Below are 18222 nucleotides of genomic sequence, written 5' to 3'. Positions count from 1 at the left end.
AGTCAGCCGAGCACCGTGCCGATGATTCCCGCGAGGTAGCCCATCCGCGCAACCTCCGATGGCCGGAATTCGGGACCGCCCGGCCTTCCCAGCATGAGAACTCGATCCGATCTGCCAAGGGGCGCCGCCGCGAGCATCGTGTCCATGTCCCGCCACAATCGAGGCACCCACTCGGCTTCATGATCGAGCAGTGCCGGCTTCTCGAGAGGCATCCACGGGGTGTCGGCGGGCCGTGTTTCCGGAGCCCCGGGACTTCCGACGATGCGGTACGTGCCGTGCGCCCCGACTCCGAGGACAGTGGCCCAACTCACCCGCAGTACACGAGGCGCGCCATCCACGAGCACCTGCAGGCGGTCGTCGCGTGCCGCCGAAACCTGATCGATGAGCTCGAGCTCGCGGTGAGTGTCGAGGATGCCCGCGTACGGGCGGATCGAGTCGACGGTGACGCCGTCCAAGGCCTCCGCGGCGGTGATCAAAGTGTCGGGCAGCTTCCCCGGTTCCACGTCGACCACGAGGTCGTCGATGGCGAAGCCGGCACCACGATCGACCACGTCGAGCGACAGGATGTCTGCGCCGACCGAACCCAGAGCCAACGCGAGTGCGCCGAGGCTACCGGGACGGTCGGGAAGCTGGACACGTAGCAGGTACGACACGTGCGTCCTTTCCCACATTCTTCGCCGACGCGTGAACACGCCGGCCCAGGGGTGCAGGTCGCACAACCATGACAGCAGTCGGAACCCCCGGCATCGTCCATCTTTTCACTCGCGCAGCGCGCGTAGGAACGCTCGTCGGGGGAATCGTGACCTAGCGCCGGAAAATGCCCGGTCATAGGTGGCGGCGTCACATGAATGAAACAAAGGTTTCCCCCATGTGCAATGCAGCGGGCCGATTCGGGTGGTGCCCGAACCGAGTACACGGCCGCCACGGTGGGGCATTACCCTGGACAGGACGTTCGAACGCCAGATGATCCATCACCACCGGAAAGGGGCCACCTACGGTGCCTGCCATTTCCCGTGACGAGGTTGCGCACCTCGCCCGGTTGTCCCGCCTTGCGCTGACCGATGCGGAACTCGACGAGTTCTCCGGCCAGCTCGATTCCATCCTCAGCCACGTCAAGGCGGTCTCCGAGGTTGCCGCGGACGATGTGGCGCCCATGGCGAACCCGAACGCAGTCACCAACGTGACCCGTGCCGACGTCGTGCTGCCCGGACTCACGCCCGACGAGGCTCTGTCCGGCGCTCCCGCTGTCGAAGAAGGACGCTTCGCCGTCCCGCAGATCCTGGGGGAGGGCGAATGAGCACCGATCTCACCAAACTCGACGCCGCCACGCTCGCGTCACGCATCCACGCCGGCGAGGTGTCCTCCGTGGAGGTCACGAAGGCGCACCTCGACCGGATCGCCGAGGTCGACGGTGAATACAACGCGTTCCTGCACGTCGGCTCCGAGCAGGCACTCGCCGCCGCAGCCGACGTCGACCGTGCGGTGGCTGCAGGCGAGAAGCCGGCGTCGGCCCTCGCGGGCGTTCCGATCGCGCTCAAGGACGTGTTCACCACCACCGACATGCCCACCACGTGCGGCTCGAAAATCCTCGAGAACTGGGTCTCGCCCTACGACGCGACACTGACGACGAAGCTCCGTCAGGCGGGTATCCCGATTCTCGGCAAGACCAACATGGACGAGTTCGCGATGGGATCATCCACCGAGAACTCAGCGTACGGACCCACCCGCAACCCGTGGGACACCACGCGGATCCCCGGCGGATCGGGTGGCGGATCCGCGGCCGCTCTCGCGTCGTATCAGGCGCCGCTCGCCATCGGCACCGACACCGGCGGCTCGATCCGTCAGCCTGCAGCCGTCACTGCGACGGTCGGGACGAAACCCACGTACGGCACGGTGTCGCGTTTCGGTCTCGTTGCGTGCGCATCTTCGCTCGATCAGGGTGGTCCGTGCGGTCGCACCGTTCTCGACACTGCATTGCTGCACGAGGTGATCGCCGGACACGATCCTCGCGACAGCACCTCCGTCGACGCAGCGGTTCGTCCCGTGGTCGAGGCCGCGCGACAGGGTGCAGCCGGCGACCTGTCGGGCATGAAGATCGGCGTCGTCAAGGAACTGCATTCCGACAGCTACCAGCCCGGTGTGATTTCGTCGTTCGACGCTGCCGTGGCGACCCTCACCAAGCTCGGTGCCGAGGTCGTCGAGGTGTCGTGTCCGCACTTCGAGTACGCACTCGCGTCCTACTATCTGATCCTGCCCTCGGAGGTGTCGTCCAACCTCGCTCGTTTCGACGCAATGCGGTACGGCATGCGCGTCGACGACGGTTCGATGAGTGCCGAGCAGGTCATGGCCGCGACCCGCGCCGCCGGATTCGGCAAGGAAGTCAAGCGTCGCATCATGATCGGCACCTACGCACTGTCGTCGGGCTACTACGACGCCTACTACGGTCAGGCGCTTAAGGTGCGTTCGCTCATCGCGCAGGACTTCGACAAGGCCTACGAACAGGTCGACGTCCTGGTCTCGCCCACGAGCCCGTTTACCCCGTGGAAGCTCGGCGAGAAGGTCGACGATCCGCTCGCGATGTATCTGTCCGACCTGTGCACCCTGCCGACCAACCTGGCGGGTCACTGCGCGATGTCGGTGCCATCGGGCCTGTCGGCGGACGACGGACTGCCCGTCGGGCTGCAGATCATGGCTCCCGCGCTGGCCGATGAGCGGCTCTACCGTGTCGGAGCGGCATTCGAAGCTGCCCGCGGACCGATCGTCGCCTGACTTTTCCGATCGACCGACCGGCGGTGCCGTGGGCCTGTGCCTACGACACCGCCGGTTCGCATCGGCGCGGCTACGACACCGCCGGTTCGCACTGCGCCTGTTCGGTTCCGTAGCGATGCCCGTGTCCTGGAGCCGAGTCGAGTGAGGTGAACAGGTCGACGGTGGTCTGCAGGAACCCCACCACCGGCAGCCACGTCGGTACGGGCGCGTCCTGCACCGCACGCGACAGATCCGGTGGCGACCACAACAGCGACGGCTGCCACCACACGACGGGATCCGACGTGTTCGCCAGCACCGTCGCCCCGTCGGTGCGCACCGATCCGGCCGGCGGACCCGCCCACAGTGCGTCGCACAGGCCCGGTTGGATGTCGTCGAACACAGCGCTGCCACCGATCGAGCCGAGGCTCTGTCCGTATACGTGCAGGTCGGGTCGCTGATCGGGAGGCATCGTGGCGATGTGCTCGCGCACGGCAGAGACAAGCGCCCGGGCGGACCGGGAGGCTGCGTCGCGGTCGAAGACGAACGTGACCCAGCTCGGCGTGTCCGAGTACTGCTGTGCCGCGATGGCGACGTCGTCGCCCCAGCGGTCCTCGAATCCCTGCACAGCATTGGCATCGACCCACCCGGACCCGGTGGGAATCGCGACGACAAGGTGCTCCCGTTCGAACCCGCCGGTGCGTTCGAGTTCCCGGACCGCGAGCGCCGCGCGCGACTCATCGTCTGCGGCTGCAGCCAACCCGACGTAGACCCGCACGGGCGACCCCGAGGATTCGATCGAGACGAATCGTCGCCCTTGCGTGCCGAGACTGTTCCAGTTCACCAGTGAGATGGGGGAGCCGGACACCCCAGGGTCGAGCGTGGCTACCGGAGTGGATGCCGATGCCGTATCCGGCGACGGGGAGACGACCGAGGTGATACCCCACGCGAGAAGGATCGCTGCCGTCGCCAATGCCGCGATCGAGCGCGTACGACCGGCCATTCGGACCAGGGTGCGGATGCCTGTGGCGCCTCCCACGAGAATCGATGCCGTCACGACGGCTCCGGCGAGTACTTCGAGCCAGTAGTGCAATCCGATCGGTGCCACCTCCATCGCGGCACGAAGTGCGTTCTGCCAGTGATGCGCCCACGTCGCACTCACCGCGACCATTGCAGTCGCGACTGCTGCTGCGAGCCAGCGGGCCTCCGCCTCGCGTGGACCGTGCTGCGCTCGAACCCGATGGGGCACAAGGCGTCGACTCAACGCCGTGACTGCAAGTGCGACTGCGATGAGGACCCCGGTGAGGACCCCTTGGGTGAGGGAGTCCCTCGGCAACAGCGACGGTGCGAGCGAGACCACAGCCGCGAGGGTCGCGGCCACAGTCGAGCCCAGGCGGGGTCCGAAAGCTTTGTGAGGGAATAGGGTACGAGGGTGTGGGGTATCCCCACCCGGATTATCAGCCGCCGGTGCGGGGTGGGTCAGGTCGATCGTCACCGGTTCGTCCTCCTCAGGAAAGTGCTGCCCGCGACGACCGCCGCACCGGCTGCAGCCAGATAGGGCATCGGCGATTCGGATTCGGGAAGGCGGTAACCCTGGCGCCACGAGTTGATCTGCACCGCCGCAGAGGCGATTCCCGCCATCACGTCGCACCTGGGTTCCACAACGGCAGTGGCCTCACCCGTCACTTCGCTCGCCTCGGTGGCCTCACCCGTCGTTTCGCTCGCCCCGGTGACATCACCCGTCGCTTCGCTCGTCCCGGTCGCGCACGCGGCGTTGAGGTTCCGTTGCAGGTGCGCATCGAGGTCGCGCCGGGCCTGCGGCCCGAGCTCGCCGCCGATGTCGCGTGCATACCGGAGCAGGTCGTACCCGAGATCGTGGCTACGGCACGCAGGTTCGAAATCCGAGGGGAGCGCGACAGGTGACGAGCAGTCACCGTCCGGGTCGGTGAGTACACCGTCGATGGTGTTGCCCGGTTCGATCGACGGGTGGTATCCCATGACCTCGGCGAAGCCGTCCGGGAACGCCGCGAGCGCACCGACAGTATCGTCGGCCACAAGTGCGGCGACGGTAGCCGCAACTGCCGGGTCCGCGGTCGTAGCGGTACTCGCGGGGGATGCGGCACCGACGCAGAGAGCGGCCCCGGCACCGAGTAGTACGGTGGCCGCCGTGCGGCGTGTTGCGGTTCGGTTGATCATGATTCAGACGGTATGAACGACCTCCACCACGCCGGATCACGCGCGGGAGTGGTTCCGGGAAGCCATCCTCATACCGCAGGGTTGCTGCGAACTCACTCTCAGGTATGAGGACAGGCAAGACACGTACTCCTAGCGTGGAGGGCGTGAAAACGATGATGCGTACCGGAGCGACCTCCGCAGTGAAGACCACTGCGAAACTGGGACGCGGTCGCTGGCCGACGGTCATCGCAGTCGTCGTCACGCTGATCCTGTATGCGGTTGCGTGGCCGACACTGCCACTCACCCACGACACGATGCCGCAGCTGATGCCGCTCGTCGCCGGCTTCGCAGTGTTCCCGTTCGTGTTCGTGTTCAGCCGCCCGGCGTTGGGCTGGGCTGTCACCGCACTCGCCGCGCTGGTGATCCCGCTGGCGTTCGAGAGGGTCGGGGACTACACCTACCCTTGGCAGGTAGTGCACATCATCGTGCTCCTCGCGCTCGTCCTCGCCGTGTCCGTTCTGGAAGAGATCCGCGTCGTGCTCGTGGTGTGGATCGCGACGGTGCTGTTGTTCTTCCTGTACATGCCGGGAGACGACGGATGGGGCTGGATGGTGGGGCTCACCGCCCTCGTCGTGTTCGGTCTACTGGTGCGCTGGTTGGTGATCTCGCGGCGGCAACTGGCCCACGAGGAGGAGGTCAGCGAACTCGAGCGCGCGCGCCGCGCGGTACTGGAGGAGAAAGCGCGTATCGCGCGCGATCTCCACGACATCGTCGCCCACCACATGTCGATGGTTGTCGTGCAAGCGCAGAGTGCCCCCTATCGGTTGACCGACGTCACCGACGAGGTTCGAGCCGAATTCGACTCCCTGGGCGCGACCGCCCGCGAAGCACTCAATGAGGTGCGCAGCCTGCTCGGTGTACTGCGCAGTGACGGTTACACCCCGGAGAACGAACCGCAACCCGGCGTCGAGCGAATCGGTGAATTGCTTGCCGCGTCGCAACGTGCCGGTGTGCGGCTGAACACCGAGATCACCGGTGAGCCGGTCGGCGTCAGCGACGGTGTGGGTCTGGCGGTGTACCGGATCCTCCAGGAATCGTTGACCAACAGTGCTCGGCATGCTCCGGGTGCAGCGGTCGACGTCCGCATCCGATGGAGCCCCGGCACAGTGGAGATGGCCGTGACCAACGGCCCGCGTACGGAGGCCGTGGAGGCGGTGGTGCTGTCGGATCGGAACGGGGGCAGTGGCATCAGGGGTATGGGAGAGCGCGCAGCAACGGTCGGTGGCCGGCTCGTTGCGCATCCGCGACCCGACGGCGGATTCGAGGTCCACGCGGTGCTGCCTACGGTCGTCGCAGTATGACGCGTCCGCAGTCCTCCCCGAACCGCACTCGCCGGGGCTGCAACAAGATCAACGCACGAATGCGGTACTAGGCTGTGGCCGTGACCGAGCCGACCTCCCTCGCCCCAGCGTCCGCACCCACCACGGTGTTCATCGCCGACGACCAGGCCATGGTGCGGCAGGGTTTCGGTGCGCTGCTCGCGGCGCAGCACGACATCAGCGTAGTCGGCGATGCGCCCGACGGGCGCACCGCGGTGTCCGAAGTGGCGAGGTTGCGCCCCGACGTCGTGCTGATGGACGTGCGGATGCCCGAAATGAACGGTCTCGACGCGGCACGTCGGATCCTCGCCGACACACGCGAACCGAAGACTCGCGTGCTGATGCTCACGACCTTCGACCTCGACGAGTACGTGTACGAGGCACTTGGAATGGGTGCAAGCGGGTTCATGCTCAAGGATGCGCCGGCCGACGAACTCGTCCGGGCCGTTCGCGTGGTCGCCGAGGGACAGGCGCTGCTCGCGCCGACGGTCACCCGCAGACTCATTGCCGACGTCACCAGTCGGCGTGCGCCTGCGCGTGGTCGCGCCCGTGCGCTCGACGTCCTGACCCCGCGTGAACTCGAGGTTCTCGAACTCATCGCACACGGCCTGTCGAATCAGGAGATCGCCGCGAAACTGTTCGTCGCAGAGCAGACGGTCAAGACCCATGTCGGGAAGGTGCTCGGCAAACTGCACCTCCGCGATCGCGCTCAGGCAGTGGTCCTCGCCTACGAATCCGGTGTCGTCACTCCGGGCTGAACCTTCCCGCGCGGTCGTCGGCTTCCCACATCAGCAGCTGCTGCCGCGGGAAGCGGGCAGGGTCGCGGGAACTGTGGTGATGTCCGATCGACATGCCGTCGGTGCCCTCAGCGGGCAGGATGTCGAGACGGCACGATTCCACGCGGCGGAAGGTTTCGGCGAATGACCAGGATCGGCATTCTCACCAGCGGCGGCGATTGCCCCGGACTCAATGCGGTGATCCGCGGGGCGGTCCTGAAGGGAACCGAGGTGCACGCCCAGGAGTTCGTCGGATTTCTCGACGGCTGGCGGGGGCTTGTCGACGGTGACGTGATCCCCTTGGATCGCAGCCGGGTTCGGGGCCTCGCCCAGCAGGGTGGCACCATCTTGGGTACGAGCAGATTCGGCCCGTATCAGGGACCGAACGGGGGAGCGCAGAACATTCAGGCCACACTCGACCGGCTCGGTATCGACGCGGTCGTCGCCATCGGTGGTGAAGGCACCGCGTCCGCATCGAAACGTCTGTTCGAGGAAGGCATCCGGATCGTGGGGGTTCCCAAGACGATCGACAACGACCTCAGCCGCACCGACTACACATTCGGCTTCGACACTGCTGTCGAGATCGCCACCGTCGCGATCGACAGACTTCGGACCACCGGGAACTCCCACAAGCGTTGCATGGTGCTCGAGGTGATGGGACGGCACGCCGGATGGATTGCATTGCACTCGGGCACTGCCGGGGGAGCGCATGCCATTCTCATTCCCGAACAACCCGAAAGTCTCGAGCAGATCTGCGAATGGGTCACCAGTGTGCGAGACCGGGGTCGCGCACCGATGGTCGTCGTCGCGGAAGGTTTCACCCTGCCCGAAATGACGCATGCCCACTCCACCAAGGGACTCGACGGATTCGACCGGCCCCGCCTCGGTGGCATCGCCGAGGTGCTCGCACCGCTCATCGAGGAACACACCGGGATCGAGACGCGTGCGACGGTGCTCGGGCACATCCAGCGCGGTGGCGTCCCGACCGCGTTCGATCGGGTCCTCGCCACCAGGCTCGGGATGGCCGTCACCGACCTGGTGGCAGACGAAGAATGGGGGCATATGGTCGCCCTGCACGGCACAGACATCGCCCGAGTCGGTTTCGAGGAGGCGCTCGCCGATCCCAAGTACGTCCCGGACGAGCGCTACCAGGAGATGCGGGTCATCTTCGGCTGACACCGGTGGCCGTCTAAAATCGTGAGCATGACTGCCTCCGTGTCTGCTGACCTGCTCGCCTACGACGACGTGCTCGCGAAGTTCGAGCCCGTGATGGGCATGGAGGTGCACGTCGAGCTGCACACCGCCACCAAGATGTTCTGCCCGTGCCCGACCGAGTTCGGCGCCGAGCCGAATACGCAGGTATGCCCGGTCTGCCTCGGCCTTCCCGGTGCCCTGCCGGTGGTGAACCAGCAGGCGGTCGAATCGGCAATCCGAATCGGCCTCGCGCTGAACTGTTCGATCACCCCGTGGGGACGGTTCGCGCGGAAGAACTACTTCTACCCGGATCAGCCGAAGAACTACCAGATCTCGCAGTACGACGAACCGATTGCCACCGACGGCTACCTCGATGTCGTTCTCGACGACGGCACCACCTGGCGAGTCGACATCGAGCGCGCCCACATGGAAGAGGACACCGGCAAGTCGCTGCACGTCGGCGGCGCCACCGGACGTATCCACGGTGCCAGCCATTCGCTGCTCGACTACAACCGCGCCGGTGTTCCGCTCGTCGAGATCGTCACCAAGCCGATCACCGGCGCAGGAGAGCGTGCCCCCGAGGTGGCTCGCGCCTATGTCACGGCCTTGCGTGATCTGCTGAAGGCACTCGATGTGTCCGACGTCCGGATGGATCAGGGCTCGATGCGCTGCGACGCCAACATCTCGCTCATGCCGATCGGTGCGAAGGAATTCGGCACCCGCACCGAGACGAAGAACGTCAACTCGCTCAAGTCCGTCGAGGTCGCTGTCCGCTACGAAATGCGCCGCCAGGCCGCCGTGTTGACCAGTGGCGGCGAGGTCATTCAAGAGACCCGCCACTTCCAGGAGTCCGACGGCACGACGTCTCCCGGTCGCCGTAAGGAAACCGCCGAAGACTACCGGTACTTCCCGGAGCCCGATCTCGAGCCGGTCGCGCCGGACGCCACATGGATCGAGGAGCTGCGCGTAACCCTGCCCGAGCTGCCGTGGCTGCGCCGCGCGCGTATCCAGGCCGACTGGGGTGTCTCGGACGAGGAGATGCGCGATCTCGTCAACGCGGGTGCTCTCGAACTGGTCATCGCGACCACCGAGGCCGGAGCGCCCGCGTCCGAAGCACGGTCGTGGTGGGTTGCCTACCTCGCTCAGCAGGCGAACACCCGCGGCGTCGAACTCGTCGAGCTGCCCATCACCCCGGCGCAACTCGCACAGGTCATCGCGCTGGTCGCCGAGGGCAAGCTGACGAACAAGCTCGCGCGCAAGGTCGTCGACTACGTTCTCGAAGGCGAGGGCGAGCCCGCACAGATCCTCGAGGCGCACCCCGAACTCGTCGTCGTGCGCGACGACAGCAAGCTTCAGGCCGCCGTCGACGAGGCACTTGCCGCGAACCCTGACATCGCCGACAAGATCCGCTCGGGCAAGGTTGCGGCCGCAGGCAAGATCGTGGGCGACGTCATGAAAGCAACTCGTGGACAGGCCGACCCTGCCCGCGTCAAGGAACTCGTGATCGCCGCGTGCAGCTGATCTTGGGTCGCTAATGTAGCGATCCATGGACGCTGCCGTCGCCACCTCGCTCCTCTGGATCACGGTGGCGGCGGTCCTCGCGCCGCTCATTGCCGGTGTGCTGCCGCGTCGACTCGTACCCGAGGTCGTGCTGCTGCTCGCCGCCGGAGTCGTGATCGGGCCGTACGCGCTCGGGATCGCGTCGGTCGACAGCGAGATCGAGATGTTGCGCGAACTCGGACTGGGACTGCTGTTCCTGCTCGCGGGCTACGAGATCGACCCCAAGGAACTGACAGGGCGTGGTGGACGCCGCGCACTCATCACCTGGATGGTGTGTTTCGGTCTCGCCGCCGGTGCGGTCGCGGTGTTGTCTTCGGCAGGTGTCGTACATGCCGGCGTCGCTGTGGCAATCGCACTCACGTCAACGGCATTGGGCACTTTGCTGCCGATCCTCGCCGACCGCGGTCTCGTCGCGACCCGGCTGGGCCGCTCGGTGCTCAACCACGGGGCGGTCGGTGAGCTCCTTCCGGTGATCGCTATGGCAGTGCTGCTGGGGACGCGCGGTGCGCTCGGATCCCTCATCGTCCTGGCCGTGTTCGCCCTTGTAGCCGTGGTCGTCGCGGTCCTGCCCCGATGGGCCCTGCGGGAGGGGTCGCAGTTTCTGCAGTTCGTCCGCAGTACATCGGACACCACCGCACAGACACCGGTCCGGCTGGTGATGCTGCTGCTTGTCGGACTGATTGCGGTGGCCGCAGTGTTCGATCTCGATGTGATCCTCGGCGCGTTCGCTGCCGGCTTCATTCTGCGCCGGGCAGTTCCCAAGGGCGATGAGCAGCTCGAGTCGAAGTTGGACGGCCTCGCATACGGATTCATGATCCCCGTCTTCTTCGTCACCTCCGGAATGGCCATCGACGTAGGCGCGGTCGCGAGCGAACCCGGAGTGCTGATCGCATTCCTCGTGCTCCTGGTGCTCGTGCGCGGGGTGCCGGTGTTCGTCGCGTCGCGATTCGATCGGGGTGAGAACGGAATTCGGTTCGCCACGTCCGAGCAGCTGCAGATCGCGTTGTATTCCACGACAGGTCTGCCGCTCATCGTCGCGGTCACGGGTGTCGCGGTGTCGGCGGGGCACATGTCCACTGCCAGCGCGTCGATCCTGGTCGCCGCTGGAGCGATCACCGTGCTGATCATGCCGACGCTTGCCGGGCTGCTACCCGAGCGTCGGGAAACCGCCGGCGCGGACCGTCAGTCGAATCCGCCACCACCGGCGGGGAACTGAATCCGAATGACGCGGTCGTCGTTGGGCCCGGGTTCGTCGCCCGACTTGTTGACGGTCGAAACCCACAGCAGGCCATCGGGTCCGGCGGACGCACCACGCAGCATGCCGTAGCGGTCTTCGAGCGTGACGGTCGGCGCGGCCGTCACAGCACCCGTTCCGGGATCGATCGGCAGTACTGCCACGGCCTTCCCTCCCGTGAGTGACACCGCGAGACCCTCGGGGGACGCGGCACATCCTGCGACTCCGGGTTTCTCCGGCCAGGTCCACGCGGGCCCGGCTGCTGCCGCGCCGTCCATGCTCACCCGCTGCAACCGGTCCTCGAGCACGGTGCGGTCGGTGATCCACAGGTTGCCGCTCGGATCACGACACACGTCCCCGGCCTCACCGACACCGGACAGCGTGACGGTCGGTGCCGCCGTTGCGCCGGGCGCGGGCAGCGGAAGCGACAGGAGTTTTCCGGCCAGCGACGAAGGGTTGTCCGCAGCGGCCGGATCCCCCGTATTGCCGGTGAGGACCGCGAGTTCGGTCGGCGAGACGAATTCGAGTGCCCCCGCATTTCCGGTGGCGCCGCGCGGGATCCCGGTCAGGACGTCCTTGGGAACGTCGCCCGCCGCGATTCGCACCACCCGATTGTCGGATGGCGTGGTGATGTAGGCGTAGAGCAGGCGGTCCTCGTTGTACGTGGGCGACAGAACGACGTCGTGCAGCCCGCCGTCTCCCGAGCCGTCGACGGGCACAGTCGCCACTTCGACGGGTTCCTCACCGACGGTGACCCGCAGAATACGGCCCGTGCGCCGTTCGGTCACGAGCGCGGAATTGCCGTCGGGGAGAGCGATCAGACCGCCGGTGGTATCGAGGCAGGTAGCGATCACGGCGGGATCGGGATCGACACACGGTCCAGGAGGGACCGGCGGTGTGCTCGGTGTGGTGGTCGTGCTCGGTGATTGCTCGGGTGCGACGCCCCCCGCGTCGAACGACGGGGCGGAGGTGAACGGGGTGGTGGCTGCGTCGTCGAACTGTGCGCATGACGGAACGACAAGCACCCCGATCGCGAGGGCCACCGCGCTCGTACGCATCTTCCACGAACCTGCCGACCGCGCGCCCCTCGTCATGCAGCAAACGTTACCGGGACGACGCGCGGCGGCGCGTATGCCGGGTACGGGCGGCTCGGAGACCTACCCTGGAACCGTGGCCGACAAGGAAACCGGCGGCGCGCCGGACACAGGTTCGAGTCCCTTCGACGACCCGACGTTGCAGATGCGCCGGGAACGTCCCTCGATGCTCGAATCCGAGGACGATCTCGGCTTCGACAATTCAGCACTCGACAATTCCGGGTACAGCGCGCCCTACGCGGCGCCGACCGAGCAGATTCACCAGCCTGCTGCGGCGGGTCCGGTGGACACCGGGCAACCGCCCGTCGTCAAAGCCCGTCGCGGAACTCTCGACCTGGGCCTTCTCGTCCTGCGGCTCGCGGTCGGCGGAATCCTCATCGTCCACGGGCTGCAGAAGCTGGTGGGACTGTGGGGAGGTCCCGGCCTGGACGGGTTCGAGGAGACGCTCCGAGAGGCCGGATACCAGCAGCCGAACATTCTCGCGATCGTCGCCGCTGCCGGTGAGCTCGCGGCGGGTGCTTTCCTCGTGCTGGGCCTGCTGACGCCACTTGCCGCAGCGGCGATCGTCGCGATCATGATCAACGCGGTGTTGTTCAAACACGAACTCGAACCCGGTCTGCAGTTCTTCGCGAGCGAGCAGACGGGATTCGAGTTCGAAGCGCTTCTCGTGGCCGCCGCGGTGTCGCTCACCCTCACCGGTCCGGGCCGGATCGCCGTGGACGGCCCCCGCAAGTGGGCGACCCGCCCGTTCCTCGGGTCGTTCGTCGCGCTGCTTCTCGGGGTCGCGGCGGGTGTGTGTCTGTGGATCTTCGGCCGCTGAGCCCGTCCGGACGAGAACAGGCCGCCACGATCGGACGATCGCGGCGGCCTGTTCGTCAGCTGAGGGACTACGGCAGCTGCCGGACCGCTCCCTTGTCTGCGGACGTGGCCAGTGCCGCGTAGGCGCGCAGTGCCTTCGAGACCGTGCGTTCACGGTCGACGGGCTGCCACGGACGCTCCGATGCCTCCATCTTCGCGCGACGCTCGGCGAGCACATCGTCGTCGACGAGCACCTCGAGGGCGCGGGTCGCCACATCGATGCGGATCCGGTCGCCGTTTTCGATCAGGCCGATGACGCCGCCCGACGCTGCCTCGGGGGAGACGTGACCGATGGACAGCCCCGACGTACCGCCGGAGAAGCGTCCGTCGGTGATCAGGGCGCACACCTTGCCGAGTCCGACACCCTTGAGGAACGACGTGGGGTGCAGCATCTCCTGCATGCCCGGGCCGCCGGCAGGTCCCTCGTAGCGCACGACGACGACGTCGCCGGGCTTGATCTTCTTGCCCAGGATCACCGAGACCGCTTCTTCCTGGGATTCGACGACGAAGGCGGGGCCCTCGAAGTGGAAGAGGTCTTCGTCGATGCCTGCGGTCTTGAGGATCGCGCCGTCCGGGGCGATGTTGCCGCGCAGCACGACGAGTCCGCCCTCGACGGTGTAGGCGTGTTCGATGTCGTGAATGCAACCGCCGACGGCGTCGGTGTCGAGCGACGACCAGCGGTTGTCGGTCGAGAACGGTTCGGTGGTGCGCACTCCGCCGGGAGCGGCATGGAAGAGTTCGAGTGCTTCGTCCGTGGCCTTGCCGGAGCGGATGTCCCAGTCGTCGAGCCACTGATCGAAGCTCTCGGTGTGGACGGTGTGCACGTCGGTCTCGAGCAGTCCGCCGCGGCGGAGTTCACCGAGGATCGCGGGGATTCCGCCGGCCCGGTGCACATCCTCCATGTGGTAATCGGAGTTCGGTGACACCTTCGCCAGGCACGGCACCTTGCGGCTGATCGCATCGATCGTGGAGAGATCGAAGTCGACCTCGCCTTCCTGCGCCGCGGCGAGGGTGTGCAGCACCGTATTGGTCGAACCGCCCATGGCGACGTCGAGGGCCATCGCGTTACGGAACGCAGCGGGCGTAGCGATGTTGCGGGGCAGGACCGAGTCGTCCTCGTCGCGGTAGTAACGCAGTGCCGCCTCGACGACGGTGGTGCCCGCCCGCTCGAACAGCGCACGACGCGCCGCGTGGGTCGCGAGAGTCGATCCGTTGCCCGGCAATGCGAGACCGAGTGCCTCGGTGAGGCAGTTCATCGAGTTCGCGGTGAACATGCCCGAGCATGAACCGCACGTGGGGCACGCGCTGCGCTCGACCTCGTCGAGACCGGCATCGTCGACAGCTTCACTCGCGGACGCGGAGATCGCGGTGATCAGGTCGGTGGGTGCCTGCGCCACACCGTTGACGACGACGGCCTTGCCTGCCTCCATCGGCCCGCCGGAGACGAACACCGTCGGGATGTTCAGGCGCATGGCCGCATTGAGCATTCCGGGTGTGATCTTGTCGCAGTTGGAAATACACACGAGTGCGTCGGCGGTGTGTGCGTTGACCATGTATTCGACCGAGTCGGCGATGATCTCGCGGCTCGGAAGCGAGTACAGCATTCCGCCGTGGCCCATGGCGATGCCGTCGTCGACGGCGATCGTGTGGAACTCGCGTGCGACGCCACCCGCGGCCCGTACGGCGTCGGCGACGATCTCACCGACGTCCTTGAGGTGGACGTGGCCGGGAACGAACTGGGTGTACGAGTTCGCGATGGCGACGATCGGCTTGCCGAAATCGGAGTCGGTCAGGCCGGTGGCGCGCCACAGGGAGCGCGCGCCGGCTGCATTACGTCCGACGGTGGTGGTGCGTGACCTCAACGGGGGCATGGGCTGACTTCCTTGACGGGGCTTTGTGGTGCGGCGCATTGACCTGGTGCGCCCCGATTGCCGGGCTGTGACGGGACTGGGGCGCGACGAGTTCGAATCTACTCCCGTGCTATTTGCTACCCGGATCCGACTCGGACTCGGCCGGTGTATCGGATATCACGTCGTCGTCCTCCGGTTCCTTGTCCGCTTCCGCGAGCTCAGCCTCCCGAGCTGCCGCGTACGGGTCGGTGATCCGTCCGCCGCTGGCCTCGGCCAGTTGAGGCAGGCGCCCGAAAGTGACCACGGGAAGGGCGACCTCGGTGTCGTCGGTGAGGGTCGCGCGTGCCCAGCCGCGTTTGGGGAATCGGATGCCTTTCAGTGAATCCCAGCCGATTCTCGTCGTCGAGAACGTCGCGCGCGCGACTATGCCGTCGGGTCCGACGACGGTGCGTACCCGCAGTACCCATGCGACGACGAGGATTGGGATCACCAGCATCCACGAGAAGGCGGCGGGCCACGCCATTGCGGGGGACAGCACCGCGAGGAACAGGAGGCCGCACGCGAGGAAAGAAAGCCGCGAGATCTGGATGACCTGCGTCGTCGGTTCGGTCGTGGGCTCGGGAGTGTGGGAGGATGGGCTCGGTGGCACGGGCTGCTGTGGAGATGACACCTCACCATCTTCTCACCGCAGCCATGGCATCTCACATTCTGGGACAGTGACCGAACCAAGTTGACTGTTCTACTCCACGCGCCTACCGTCGATCGCGTGAATCAGAATGGGTTGCTCGTAATCGGCCGGCGCGTCGTCGCCTGAGCCGCTTATTGCAACTCGCCCACGACGCGCCACCCTCGTACAGCACAATGCTGACGAGGGTTTTTTGTTGCCCGGAGCCAGAATCAGAGGAATTCGTAGTGAGCGCACCAACCGCACGTCCTCAACCCTCGCCGCGGAAGCCGGGGTCTGCAAGCCCGACTCCCGCAGCGGCCGCGACACAGCCCGCCGGCCGACGCTCGGTAGCCCCCGAGCGGGTCACCGGTGCCCAGGCCGTAGTCCGGGCTCTCGAAGAGCTCGAGGTCGACACGGTATTCGGTATTCCCGGTGGTGCGATTCTTCCCGTGTACGACCCGCTCTTCGACTCGAAGGGCGTGCGCCACGTGCTCGTCCGTCACGAGCAGGGCGCAGGCCACGCGGCGACCGGATACGCGCAGGCAACCGGCAAGGTCGGTGTGTGCATGGCGACGTCCGGCCCGGGCGCGACCAACCTGGTCACCCCGCTCGCCGACGCGCAGATGGACTCGGTCCCGGTCGTTGCAATCACCGGCCAGGTCGGGCGTCCGCTGATCGGTACCGATGCGTTCCAAGAGGCCGACATCTCGGGCATCACGATGCCCATCACCAAGCACAATTTCCTCGTCACCGAAGGCACCGACATCCCCCGCATCCTCGCGGAGGCGTTCTACCTGGCGTCCTCGGGTCGGCCGGGCGCTGTGCTCGTCGATATACCGAAGGACATCCTGCAGGCGCAGACCACGTTCAGCTGGCCGCCGGAGATGCATCTGCCCGGCTACCGTCCCGTCACCAAGCCGCACGGCAAACAGGTCCGCGAGGCCGCGCGCCTGATTGCCGATTCCAAGAACCCCGTCCTGTACGTCGGTGGCGGTGTGATCAAGGCCGACGCCTCCGCGGAGCTGCTCGAGCTCGCTGAGCTGACCCGGATCCCCGTGGTCACCACACTCATGGCGCGTGGTGCATTCCCCGACAGTCACGAGCTGCACTGCGGGATGCCCGGCATGCACGGCAACGTCGCAGCCGTGGCGGCGCTCCAGAAGAGCGACCTGCTCATCACTCTCGGTGCCCGGTTCGACGACCGCGTCACCGGTCAGCTCGACACGTTCGCTCCCGACGCCAAGGTCATCCACGCCGACATCGATCCGGCGGAGATCGGCAAGAACAGGCACGCCCACGTGCCGATCGTCGGTGACTGCAAGGAGGTCATCGTCGAGCTGCTCGAAGCGGTCCGTGCCGACCTCGCGACAGGCACGACGCTCGAGTACGGGCAGTGGTGGGTCTACCTCGACGACCTCCGTAGCACGTACCCGCTGTCCTACGACCGGCATACCGACGGCACTCTCTCGCCGCAGTACGTGATCCAGGCCGTCGGCAAGCTCGCCGGACCTGACGCGATCTACTGCGCAGGTGTGGGTCAGCACCAGATGTGGGCTGCGCAGTTCGTCGACTACGAGAAGCCGCGTACCTGGCTGAACTCCGGTGGCCTCGGCACGATGGGCTACGCGGTGCCCGCTGCGATGGGTGCCAAGATGGGTAAGCCCGAGGCCGAGGTCTGGGCGATCGACGGCGACGGCTGCTTCCAGATGACCAACCAGGAGCTCGCAACCTGCGCGGTCGAAGGTGTGCCGATCAAGGTCGCGTTGATCAACAACGGCAACCTGGGCATGGTGCGCCAGTGGCAGACGCTGTTCTACGAGCAGCGGTATTCGAACACCGACCTGTCCACGCATACCCTGCGTATCCCCGATTTCGTGAAGCTGGCCGAGGCGCTCGGCTGCGTGGGCATCCGTGTCGAGCGCGAGGAAGACGTCGAGGACGCGATCCGCCAGGCCCAGGCCATCAACGACCGTCCCGTTGTCATCGACTTCATTGTCGGCAAGGACGCCCAGGTGTGGCCGATGGTGGCTGCGGGAACCAGCAACGACGAGATCATGGCTGCCCGCGACATCCGTCCGTTGTTCGACGACGACTCCGCCGACGACCCCACCGTGATCCACGAGACCATCGAGCGCGACCGTGCGCGCAGTGAGCAGGCTGCCGCCGAGGAGGAAAACAAGTGAGCACGAGCCACACCCTCAGTGTCCTCGTCGAGGACAAGCCGGGCGTGCTGGCCCGAGTCGCATCGTTGTTCTCGCGGCGCGGCTTCAACATCGAATCGCTCGCCGTCGGTGGCACCGAGGTCCCGGAGATCTCCCGGATGACGATCGTGGTGACGGTCGACGAGTTCCCCCTCGAGCAGGTCACCAAGCAGCTCAACAAGCTCGTCAACGTCATCAAGATCGTCGAGCAGGAGGACGAGGCATCTGTCGCCCGCGAACTTCTGCTGATCAAGGTGCGCGCCGATGCCAGCGTGCGCACACAGGTCATCGAGACAGTGAACCTGTTCCGCGCCAAGGTGATCGACGTCTCGCCCGAGTCGCTGACCATCGAAGCCACCGGCACCCGGTCCAAGCTCGATGCGCTGTTGCGCATGCTCGAACCGCACGGCATCCGCGAGATAGTGCAGTCCGGAGTCGTTGCGGTCGGACGCGGTCCGAAGTCCATCACGGCGACCCGTTAGCCTGAAC

General features: G+C 66.5%; 17 protein-coding genes. 10 read left to right on the top strand and 7 right to left on the bottom strand.

Annotated elements, in window-relative coordinates; all coding sequences use genetic code 11:
- Positions 1-2 precede the first annotated feature (2 nt).
- On the bottom strand, positions 3-653 hold the full coding sequence (locus MWU77_RS09240) for an amino acid-binding protein (protein WP_169686070.1): 651 nt from the start codon (positions 651-653) through the stop codon (positions 3-5).
- 344 nt (positions 654-997) lie between these two features.
- Between MWU77_RS09240 and gatC the strand changes: the two genes are divergently transcribed.
- A complete protein-coding gene (gatC, locus tag MWU77_RS09235) occupies positions 998-1297 on the top strand; it encodes an Asp-tRNA(Asn)/Glu-tRNA(Gln) amidotransferase subunit GatC (RefSeq protein WP_169686072.1) in 300 nt (99 codons plus the stop codon).
- On the top strand, positions 1294-2769 hold the full coding sequence (gatA, locus tag MWU77_RS09230) for an Asp-tRNA(Asn)/Glu-tRNA(Gln) amidotransferase subunit GatA (RefSeq protein ID WP_169686074.1): 1476 nt from the start codon (positions 1294-1296) through the stop codon (positions 2767-2769). Before gatC ends, gatA begins: the two co-directional genes overlap by 4 nt.
- 70 nt (positions 2770-2839) lie before the next feature.
- On the opposite strand, the gene MWU77_RS09225 is transcribed toward gatA, so the two are convergent.
- Positions 2840-4105: an alpha/beta-hydrolase family protein gene (locus tag MWU77_RS09225; RefSeq protein ID WP_247273508.1), complete on the bottom strand. Its 1266-nt coding sequence runs from the start codon at positions 4103-4105 to the stop codon at positions 2840-2842.
- A gap of 131 nt (positions 4106-4236) precedes the next feature.
- A complete protein-coding gene (locus tag MWU77_RS09220; RefSeq protein WP_247273507.1) occupies positions 4237-4941 on the bottom strand; it encodes a hypothetical protein in 705 nt (234 codons plus the stop codon).
- A gap of 152 nt (positions 4942-5093) precedes the next feature.
- Between MWU77_RS09220 and MWU77_RS09215 the strand changes: the two genes are divergently transcribed.
- Together MWU77_RS09215 and MWU77_RS09210 are read left to right on the top strand one after the other, a co-directional pair.
- A complete protein-coding gene (locus MWU77_RS09215) occupies positions 5094-6281 on the top strand; it encodes a sensor histidine kinase (RefSeq protein ID WP_169686836.1) in 1188 nt (395 codons plus the stop codon).
- A gap of 80 nt (positions 6282-6361) precedes the next feature.
- Positions 6362-7057, top strand: coding sequence for a response regulator transcription factor (locus MWU77_RS09210; protein ID WP_308198780.1), 696 nt, complete (start codon positions 6362-6364; stop codon positions 7055-7057).
- Here the strand turns inward: MWU77_RS09210 and MWU77_RS09205 are convergent.
- Positions 7044-7199, bottom strand: coding sequence for a hypothetical protein (locus MWU77_RS09205; RefSeq protein WP_169686077.1), 156 nt, complete (start codon positions 7197-7199; stop codon positions 7044-7046). The two genes, MWU77_RS09210 and MWU77_RS09205, sit on opposite strands and share 14 nt — an antisense overlap.
- 20 nt (positions 7200-7219) lie before the next feature.
- On the opposite strand from MWU77_RS09205, the gene MWU77_RS09200 reads away from it, so the two are divergent.
- The 3 genes from MWU77_RS09200 to MWU77_RS09190 are packed head-to-tail and all read left to right on the top strand — an operon-like array spanning position 7220 to position 11045.
- A complete protein-coding gene (locus MWU77_RS09200) occupies positions 7220-8251 on the top strand; it encodes a 6-phosphofructokinase (protein ID WP_169686079.1) in 1032 nt (343 codons plus the stop codon).
- 27 nt (positions 8252-8278) lie between these two features.
- Positions 8279-9790 carry an Asp-tRNA(Asn)/Glu-tRNA(Gln) amidotransferase subunit GatB gene (gene gatB, locus MWU77_RS09195; protein WP_247273506.1) on the top strand — a complete coding sequence of 504 codons (1512 nt, stop codon included), beginning with the start codon at positions 8279-8281 and terminating at the stop codon, positions 9788-9790.
- Between the two features lie 25 nt (positions 9791-9815).
- A complete protein-coding gene (locus MWU77_RS09190; protein ID WP_169686082.1) occupies positions 9816-11045 on the top strand; it encodes a cation:proton antiporter in 1230 nt (409 codons plus the stop codon).
- Here MWU77_RS09190 and MWU77_RS09185 read toward each other — a convergent pair.
- Entirely contained in the window at positions 11012-12157 is a 1146-nt protein-coding gene (locus MWU77_RS09185) for a sorbosone dehydrogenase family protein (RefSeq protein WP_374229842.1), read from the bottom strand. The two genes, MWU77_RS09190 and MWU77_RS09185, sit on opposite strands and share 34 nt — an antisense overlap.
- A gap of 76 nt (positions 12158-12233) precedes the next feature.
- Here MWU77_RS09185 and MWU77_RS09180 point away from each other — a divergent pair, with 76 nt between their 5' ends.
- Positions 12234-12977 (top strand): DoxX family protein, encoded by a 744-nt coding sequence (locus tag MWU77_RS09180; protein ID WP_247273505.1) that lies wholly within the window; start codon positions 12234-12236, stop codon positions 12975-12977.
- Between the two features lie 67 nt (positions 12978-13044).
- Here the strand turns inward: MWU77_RS09180 and ilvD are convergent, their stop codons facing one another.
- Positions 13045-14886 carry a dihydroxy-acid dehydratase gene (ilvD, locus tag MWU77_RS09175; RefSeq protein ID WP_169686088.1) on the bottom strand — a complete coding sequence of 614 codons (1842 nt, stop codon included), beginning with the start codon at positions 14884-14886 and terminating at the stop codon, positions 13045-13047.
- Positions 14887-14995: 109 nt separating this feature from the next.
- Positions 14996-15514 (bottom strand): PH domain-containing protein, encoded by a 519-nt coding sequence (locus tag MWU77_RS09170; protein WP_169686838.1) that lies wholly within the window; start codon positions 15512-15514, stop codon positions 14996-14998.
- A gap of 263 nt (positions 15515-15777) precedes the next feature.
- On the opposite strand from MWU77_RS09170, the gene MWU77_RS09165 reads away from it, so the two are divergent.
- Entirely contained in the window at positions 15778-17715 is a 1938-nt protein-coding gene (locus MWU77_RS09165) for an acetolactate synthase large subunit (RefSeq protein ID WP_169686090.1), read from the top strand.
- Complete coding sequence (ilvN, locus tag MWU77_RS09160) at positions 17712-18215, top strand: acetolactate synthase small subunit (RefSeq protein ID WP_169686092.1); 504 nt, start codon at positions 17712-17714, stop codon at positions 18213-18215. The genes MWU77_RS09165 and ilvN overlap by 4 nt, the downstream gene beginning before the upstream one ends.
- The last annotated feature ends 7 nt before the right edge of the window (positions 18216-18222 follow it).

It is taken from the genome of Rhodococcus sp. F64268, assembly GCF_023015605.1.
Taxonomy (GTDB): domain Bacteria; phylum Actinomycetota; class Actinomycetes; order Mycobacteriales; family Mycobacteriaceae; genus Rhodococcus.
This window is presented reverse-complemented; position numbering and strand designations above follow the sequence as displayed.

Coding starts and splice junctions, on each gene's coding strand:
- gatB (WP_247273506.1), top strand. CDS start 8,279: ATGACTGCCTCCGTGTCTGCTGACCTGCTCGCCTACGACGACGTGCTC.
- MWU77_RS09200 (WP_169686079.1), top strand. CDS start 7,220: ATGACCAGGATCGGCATTCTCACCAGCGGCGGCGATTGCCCCGGACTC.
- MWU77_RS09190 (WP_169686082.1), top strand. CDS start 9,816: ATGGACGCTGCCGTCGCCACCTCGCTCCTCTGGATCACGGTGGCGGCG.
- ilvD (WP_169686088.1), bottom strand. CDS start 14,886: ATGCCCCCGTTGAGGTCACGCACCACCACCGTCGGACGTAATGCAGCC.
- gatA (WP_169686074.1), top strand. CDS start 1,294: ATGAGCACCGATCTCACCAAACTCGACGCCGCCACGCTCGCGTCACGC.
- MWU77_RS09220 (WP_247273507.1), bottom strand. CDS start 4,941: ATGATCAACCGAACCGCAACACGCCGCACGGCGGCCACCGTACTACTC.
- MWU77_RS09215 (WP_169686836.1), top strand. CDS start 5,094: ATGATGCGTACCGGAGCGACCTCCGCAGTGAAGACCACTGCGAAACTG.
- MWU77_RS09185 (WP_374229842.1), bottom strand. CDS start 12,157: ATGACGAGGGGCGCGCGGTCGGCAGGTTCGTGGAAGATGCGTACGAGC.